Raw genomic sequence first — 7,325 nt, 5'->3', positions numbered from 1 at the left:
GGTGATCCGTCCCGCACCCCACGCGCGGTACCGCTCGGCGCAGCCCGGTTCCGGGCCGCCGCCGGGCTACTTGGTGATGATCAGGGAGATGCCGTACGCCACCGCCGCGGCGCAGGCCGCGAAGCAGACGTACGCGCCGGTGGCCGCCGCGACCGCGGAACCGCCCTGGGCGGACTCCTTCTTGGAGAGGCCGGCGACGCCGAGGGTGAAGAGGGCGACGAGGGCCACGGTCACTCCGAGGCTGACCCCGAAGACGGATCCGAGGGCTGACCAGTCGATGCTCATGCTGTTTCTTCCTTCGGTTCTCAGGCCACTCGGGACGGCGCCGACGGGTTCACCGTGGGCTCGGCCGGAGCCGGGATGGTGGCCGTGAGGCCTTCGGCCACGGTGCCGGCCGGGGGCGGGGTGACGGCGGCGATGGCCTGCGTCACCACACCGGCGGGCTCCTCGGTGTCGTTCACGTTGTTGTGGTCGATCACCTCGCGGCGCGAGCGGCGCCAGATCGCGAAGCTGGAGCCGACCAGGAACGCGGCGACGAGCGCGGTGCCCCAGGCACCGAAACCGGTCACCCACTCGGCACCGGCGCCGACCAGGGCGGCGGCGGGCAGCGTGAGGACCCAGGCGACGACCATGCGGGTGGCGGTGGACCAGCGGACCACACCGCCCTTGCGGCCGAGACCCGCGCCCATCACGGAACCGGAGACCGAGTGCGTGGTGGAGAGGGAGAAGCCGATGTGCGAGGAGGCCAGGATGACCGTCGCCGCGCTGGTCTGGGCGGCGAAGCCCTGCTGCGGCTGAAGGTCGGTCAGGCCCTTGCCCATCGTGCGGATGATGCGCCAGCCGCCCAGGTAGGTGCCGAGCGCGATGGCGAGACCGGCGGAGAGGATGACCCAGACCGGCGGGTCCGAGTCGGGAGCGACGGCGCCACCGGCGACCAGGGCCAGGGTGATGATGCCCATCGTCTTCTGCGCGTCGTTGGTGCCGTGGGCCAGCGAGACCAGGCCCGCGGAGGCGATCTGGCCGGCGCGGTAGCCCTTCTTGGTGGCCTTGGTGTCGGCGCCGCCGCTCAGCTTGTACGACAGCCGGGTGGCGAGCATGGCGGCCAGACCGGCGACGATCGGGGCGGCGACAGCGGGCAGAAGCACCTTGCCGACCAGGACGTCACCGTGCACGGCGCCGGTACCGGCGGAGGCGATGGTGGCGCCGACCAGGCCGCCCATGAGGGCGTGCGAGGAGCTGGACGGGAGTCCGACGAGCCACGTCACCAGGTTCCAGAGGATCGCGCCGACGAGCGCGGCGAAGATCACCTCTGGCCGGATGCCTGTCTCGTCGACGAGGCCCTTGGAGATCGTGTTGGCGACCTCGACGGAGAGGAACGCGCCGACAAGGTTGAGGGCGGCGGACATGGCCACCGCGACCTTGGGCTTGAGTGCGCCGGTCGAGATGGTGGTGGCCATCGCGTTGGCGGTGTCGTGGAAACCGTTCGTGAAATCGAACACGAGAGCGGTGACGATCACGATTCCGAGGAGGAGCGTGATGTGTTCCATTTACCCAGGCTTCTGTTGGACGTCAGTGGCAGGTGGACCGTAGGCAACCTGGGTGAACGGAAGATGAACTGGGTCGGGCTGCATGGTGTCCTGAACGGTGGATCGCCATTCCGCTTGTGTCGAGGCGCGACGCGACGGCTTCGAACGGATAGGGAATTCCGTACTCCGCTTGGGGTCGGCGCCTCGGATGAATCGTTCGGTTCGGGGTGGGTTTGCGTGGTGAGATCCGCGTCACCCGCAGGTTGTAGCCGTCGTCACAGCACCCGATGGTCCGAGGGGGTCGCTCCGTGGGGGTGCGCGCGTGCTGTCGCGTCGTAGCAGGCCGGCCACGGGGTGTGATCCGCGGTAAATGTCCGGCCCGGGGTGACGGCGGGGTTCCATCGATGTGACGTGATGTAAATCACATACAACCATGGGGTCTTGGCCCGCCCCTCCCTCCCGCATCCGTCCCGAAGCACGCCCGCGCGGGGTGCGCGAAAAGCGGTGGCTGGCAGGATCGCGTCATGACTGAGCGGCACCAGGACACACCGGGCGGGCCCGAGCGGGCACGGACTCCGGGGGAGCCCGCCGGGCCCGCCGAACCCCATGGACCCGCCGAACCCGATGGACCCGCCGAATCCCATGGACCCGCCGAACCCGATGGGCGCCACGGGTCCGCCGCGCCGGACGGGCGGGACGGCCTCCGGCGGGCCTGGGACGAGCTGATCTCCACGGCCCGGCGCACGGTCGCCGACGGGCTGGTCGTCGGCACGTCCGGCAACGTCTCGGTCCGTGTCGGCGACACCGTCCTGGTCACCCCCACGGGCGTCCCCTACGACCGGCTGACGCACGACGACATCACCGGCGTCGCCCTCGACGGCCGGCAGGTGCTCGGTTCGCTGCGCCCGACCAGCGAACTGCCCATGCACCTCGCGGTGTACCGCGCGACCGAAGCACGGGCCGTCGTCCACACCCACGCACCGCACGCGACGGCCGTCTCGCTCCTCGTCCCCGAACTGCCGCTCGTCCACTACATGGCGGCGGCCCTCGGCGGCCCGGTCCGCGTCGCCCCCTACGCGGCCTACGGCACACCGGAGCTGGCCGAGCACACCCTCCGGGCCCTGGCCGGCCGCACCGCCTGCCTCCTGCGCAACCACGGCACCATCGCCCACGGTGCCTCGCTGGACCAGGCGTACGACCGCACGGCCCAGCTCGAATGGATGTGCCGCGTCTGGCTCCTGACCGCCTCGGTCCCGGGCCTCACCCCCGCTCTGCTCTCCCCGGCGCAGCTCGAGGAAGCCGGCGAGCGCCTGCGGGGCTACGGCCAGCAGACCTGAGGCCCGTCCCCGCACCAGGCCCGTCCCCGCACCACGCCCGGCGCACCGCACCAGGCCCGGCGCACCGCACCACGCCCTTCCGCGCGGTCCCGCCCCCCGTCCGTGCCGTCCCGCTGCGGAGGGGCCGTGGGCGTCGTCCGTCACCCCTTGAGGCGCTCCCGCTGGCCGATGGCCGGGTCCCCCGGGAAACTGGTCGAGTGCGCACCCTAAGAGCCACGGCAGCGGCCGTCACCGTAGCCATAGCCGCGGGCGCGGCCTCCGTGGCGGCGGGCCGGTTCGCCAGCGACGCCGCGCTGAAGACGAGGCCCGGCAAGCCCCTGCCCACCGAGCCCCGGCTCACCGTGCACGCCACGACGTCGGGCGGAATCACCCTCACCAGGGCCCTCGCGTCCCGGCGCCCGGGAACCTACGGCCTCGCGGGCGACGGCTCGCACGCGGTCGTCGGTCCCCTCCAGAACTCCGTGCCCCACACCGCCGACACCGTCGTACGCAGCCTGGAACGCGTCACGCACGGCTCCCTGGAGCCCGGCGACAAGGTGTGGCTGACCCCGAACCTCTACGTCGGCGACCCCGGGTCCGCCCTCGGACTCGAACACGCCGACGTCGACGTGCCCGGCGAACTCGGCGCACTACCCGCCTGGTTCGTGCCCGCGGTCCGCGACACCTGGGTCATCACCGTGCACGGCCTGGGCAGCACCCGGGAACACCCCATGAACCTGATGAGGTTCCTGAACGGCCGGCACTTCCCCGTCCTCGACCTCGCCTACCGGGGCGACCTCGGCGCCCCCCGCCCGCCCGACGGCCTGAACCACCTCGGCGAGACCGAGTGGCGCGACCTCGACGCCGCCATCCGGTACGCCGTGCGGTTCGGCGCCGAGCGGGTCGTCCTGTACGGCTGGTCCACCGGCGCCACGATGGCCCTGCGTGCCGCCGCCCACTCCGCGCTGCGCGAGCGCATCTCCGGGCTCGTCCTGGACTCACCGGTCCTCGACTGGGAGACCACGCTGCGCGCCCTCGCCGGCGCCCGCCACACCCCGGGCTTCCTGCTGCCGCTCGCCGTGCGCGCCGCACAGGGCCGCACCGGCGTACGCGGAGACCGCATCGCCCACGCCGCGCACCCCGACCAGGTCAAGGTGCCCACCCTGCTGGTGCACGGCCCCGACGACGGCATCGCCCCCTGGGGCGCCTCCCGCCGCCTCGCCGCGAGCCGGCCCGACCTGGTCACCCTGCACACCGTCCCGAACGCCCCGCACGGCGCCATGTGGAACGCCGACCCGGCGACCTACGAAGAAGCCCTGCGCCGGTTCCTCACCCCTCTGATGTAGGTGTCCCGGCCGCCGCGGAGACAGGCTTCCGGTTGGGTCCCGGACAACTCCGCGCGGCCCTCGTTCCCGCGCGCCGGGCACCCCGGGAGGCCCCCGCTCCCAGCGCCCCCGCGGCCCGCGACGGCCTTCCGTTTGGGTTTTCGGACTGTCAACCGCAAGACTGCACCCGTGACGTCCCGTAACCCGCGCGACTCCAGGCTCCGACTCGTCAGCCCGCGGTCCCTCGCGACCGCTCCCCGAGCGGTGACCCAGCGCCGCACCCGCCGCCCCGCACCGCGCCCGCCGGAAGGCACACCGCCGCCCGCGGAACTCGCCCGCATGGCGCGCACCGGCCTGTCCGACGCGGCCCGCGTGGCGCGCTGGGCCGACGCCGCCCTGCGCCCGGGGCGCGACGGCGCGAACCCCGACGGCAAGGGCACCCTCTCCGACGCGACCGCCGAGCGGGCCGCGACGGATCTCGGACTGACCCCGGTCCAGGTCCGCGCCGACTGGGACACCGCACGCCTGGCCGGCCTCATCGAGGTGCACGGCGGCGACGCCCGCCCCGGATGGCGGCTGCGCGCCTGGAGCCGCGACGACAGCGCCGTCCTGCGCGGCTGGGTCGCCCTCTTCGACGCCTGGTCCCTCGCGTACCCCGAACCGGTGGACCGCGAGCCCGCGGCCGTCGCCGAGGTCGTCTCCGCGATGCCCCAGGTGCTCTCCTTCCTCCAGCTCTCCGCGGGACCGGTCCCCGTGGACCAGCTTCTCGACCTGCTCGGGCAGCGCGTCACGGAACTGCGCACCGAGCGCTGCGAGATCTCCTACGGCCCCGACCCCGCGACCGACCCCGCCCCGGAACCCGCCGAGGTCCCGGACGCCCCCCTCGCCCCGCTCCTCGAATGGGCCCTCCAGGCACTCGCCTCCGTCGGCGCCCTGACCTACGGCGACGGACAGGCCACCCTCACCGCGCTCGGAAGCTGGGCGGTGTGGGTCAAGCTGGAGCAGATCTGCGTCGCCGCGCAGAGCCCCGCCGGCAACATCGAGCAGTCCGCCGAGGACATGCTCCGCGGCTGCGCCCAGCTCCGCCCCAACGCCGCCCGCGCCGAGTACCGCGCCTGGCTCGCCGCCCGTCCGGTCGGCGGCGCCGTCACCGAACTCATCGACGCGGCCCGCGGCGAGGACGCCCTCACCCGCGGCCTCGCCTTCGAGGCGCTGCGCGTGGTCGGCGCCCCCGCCGAACCGGACGTGCGCGCGGTGGTCGAGGAGACCTCACTGCGCCCCTACGCCCTGCTGTGGCTCGCCGAGCACGACGGCTACGACCCCGAGGACGCCCACGAGGTCCTCACCCGCGCCGAGTCCACCTGGCTGTGGGTCGACACCGCCGCCGCCGTCGCCGACCACGGCGAGTCCCCGCTCCTGGTCCGCCATCTGGAGTCCGCGGTGCAGCCCACCGTGCCCGCGCTCCTCGACGAGGTGCGCGCGGTCGGGCACCCGCGCACGGTGCAGGTGCTGGTCGCGCTGGCCGCCGCCCACCCGGACCCGGCGCTCGCCAAGGCCGTACGCCGGGCCGCCTTCCAGGTGCACACCGGAGGGAGCTGACCGGCCCGGCCGGGACCGCCTCGGGCGAGAGCCGGGGCGGTCCTACGCGCCTATCTCCGGGGTGTAGGTGCCGAAGCTCCAGATGTTGCCCTCGAGGTCGAGGGCCATGTAGTCCCGCGAGCCGTAGTCCTGGTCGGTGGGGGCCATCAGGATCTCCGCGCCGTGCTCCACGGCCCGCTGGTGGTGTGCGTCGACGTCGTCGACGACGACGTACACCCCGCAGGGGCCCGCGCTCTTCATCGCCTCGTCGAAGCGGCCGCCGCGGCCCTTGGAGCCCAGCATCACCGCGCCGTTGCCCTGCACCAGCTCGGCGTGCATCACCGAGCCGTCCTCACCCTCGTAGACGGCCAGCTCGGTGAAGCCGAAGGCCTCCGTGAGCTGCCTGATCGCCGCCTTCGCGTCCGCGTACAGCATCGAGGGGTAGATACTCGGGCGCCCGTTCGTGCCAGCCATACCGATCACTCCGTCTCGTCACAAACTGCCGGATTCCGATCCGCTGCCCAGTCTGGCACCGGCCACTGACAACGCCCCGCGGCCGCGGGATCCCCGGCACGGTCACGCTCACCGGAAGGTGTTGCACTGCGCCATGTCGCCGCTGATGAAGCCCTGGTAGAACCACTGCTGCCGCTGCCCGGCCGACCCGTGCGTCCAGGTCTCCGGCGTCACCCGGCCCTGGTACCGCTCCTGGATCCGGTCGTCGCCGACGGCCGCCGCCGCGTCCAGACCGTCGCGGATGTCGGTGTCCGTCAGCGAGGTCAGCAGCGGTTTGCCCGACGAGGACGGTGTGGTGGTCGCGTGCCGTGCCCACACCCCCGCGTAGCAGTCGGCCTGGAGCTCCACCTTCACCGAGTTGCTGTTCGCGCCGGTCACGCCGTCGTGCGAGCCGGCCAGGGTGCCCGTCAGGTTCTGCACGTGATGCCCGTACTCGTGCGCCACCACATAGGCCTGGGCGAACGGTCCCCCGCCGGAGCCGAACTTCGTCCGCAGATCGTCGAAGAAGCCGAGATCCAGATAGACCTTGCGGTCACCGGGACAGTAGAAGGGCCCGACGGACGACGACGCGGTGCCGCAGGCGGTGCCGACCCGGCCGCCGAAGAACACCGTCGGGGCGCGTGTGTAGGTGCCGCCCCGGCGCGCGAACTCCCGGTCCCAGTAGGCCTGGACACTGTTGACCACCGCCACGGTCCGGCAGTCCTCCCGGGCGTTGGCGTCCCGCCCCTTCAGACAGGTCCGCCGCACCTGCGCGAGGGAGGAGGAGGTCGCTCCGGGCTGGTCGCCGTCCGAGGTGAGCCCGAGCTGGTCGGGACCCACACCGAAGAGCAGCCCGAGGACCAGGGCGATCAGACCGGCGAGGCCGCCGCCGATGGTCGCCCTGCCGCCGGGGATGCGACCGCCGCGTACGTCCTGCACCTCGGAGGTGTCCAGATCGGCGTCGTCGTCGAACCGCATGAGCACACCGCTTTCGTCGCTCCGTGGCGCCATCCTCGTACGCTCCCGGGCCCCCGGCCCCGGCCCGCGGTCCGAACGGGCGACCCCGGACCCGGCCGCCCGGACCGGAC

At 73.3% G+C, this 7,325-nt stretch carries 7 protein-coding genes; 3 read left to right on the top strand and 4 right to left on the bottom strand.

Features of this window, described 5'->3' with window-relative positions; genetic code table 11:
- Nucleotides 1–66 precede the first annotated feature (66 nt).
- Both ACWEBX_RS35740 and ACWEBX_RS35735 read right to left on the bottom strand, forming a co-directional pair.
- Complete coding sequence (locus tag ACWEBX_RS35740) at nucleotides 67–285, bottom strand: hypothetical protein (protein WP_326788553.1); 219 nt, start codon at nucleotides 283–285, stop codon at nucleotides 67–69.
- A gap of 20 nt (nucleotides 286–305) precedes the next feature.
- On the bottom strand, nucleotides 306–1,547 hold the full coding sequence (locus ACWEBX_RS35735) for an inorganic phosphate transporter (protein WP_355773357.1): 1,242 nt from the start codon (nucleotides 1,545–1,547) through the stop codon (nucleotides 306–308).
- Nucleotides 1,548–2,050: 503 nt separating this feature from the next.
- Here ACWEBX_RS35735 and ACWEBX_RS35730 point away from each other — a divergent pair.
- The 3 genes from ACWEBX_RS35730 (at nucleotide 2,051) to ACWEBX_RS35720 (ending at nucleotide 5,766) form a co-directional block, all read left to right on the top strand.
- Entirely contained in the window at nucleotides 2,051–2,863 is an 813-nt protein-coding gene (locus ACWEBX_RS35730) for a class II aldolase/adducin family protein (protein ID WP_451888917.1), read from the top strand.
- Between the two features lie 197 nt (nucleotides 2,864–3,060).
- Nucleotides 3,061–4,188 carry an alpha/beta hydrolase family protein gene (locus tag ACWEBX_RS35725; RefSeq protein WP_451888916.1) on the top strand — a complete coding sequence of 376 codons (1,128 nt, stop codon included), beginning with the start codon at nucleotides 3,061–3,063 and terminating at the stop codon, nucleotides 4,186–4,188.
- A 168-nt stretch (nucleotides 4,189–4,356) separates the two neighbouring features.
- A complete protein-coding gene (locus ACWEBX_RS35720) occupies nucleotides 4,357–5,766 on the top strand; it encodes a hypothetical protein (RefSeq protein ID WP_451888915.1) in 1,410 nt (469 codons plus the stop codon).
- 42 nt (nucleotides 5,767–5,808) lie between these two features.
- On the opposite strand, the gene ACWEBX_RS35715 is transcribed toward ACWEBX_RS35720, so the two are convergent.
- Together ACWEBX_RS35715 and ypfJ are read right to left on the bottom strand one after the other, a co-directional pair.
- On the bottom strand, nucleotides 5,809–6,219 hold the full coding sequence (locus ACWEBX_RS35715; protein WP_451888914.1) for a VOC family protein: 411 nt from the start codon (nucleotides 6,217–6,219) through the stop codon (nucleotides 5,809–5,811).
- A gap of 108 nt (nucleotides 6,220–6,327) precedes the next feature.
- Nucleotides 6,328–7,215: a KPN_02809 family neutral zinc metallopeptidase gene (gene ypfJ / locus ACWEBX_RS35710; protein WP_451888918.1), complete on the bottom strand. Its 888-nt coding sequence runs from the start codon at nucleotides 7,213–7,215 to the stop codon at nucleotides 6,328–6,330.
- Nucleotides 7,216–7,325 lie beyond the last annotated feature (110 nt).

It is taken from the genome of Streptomyces sp. NPDC005070 (assembly GCF_053600395.1).
This window is presented reverse-complemented; position numbering and strand designations above follow the sequence as displayed.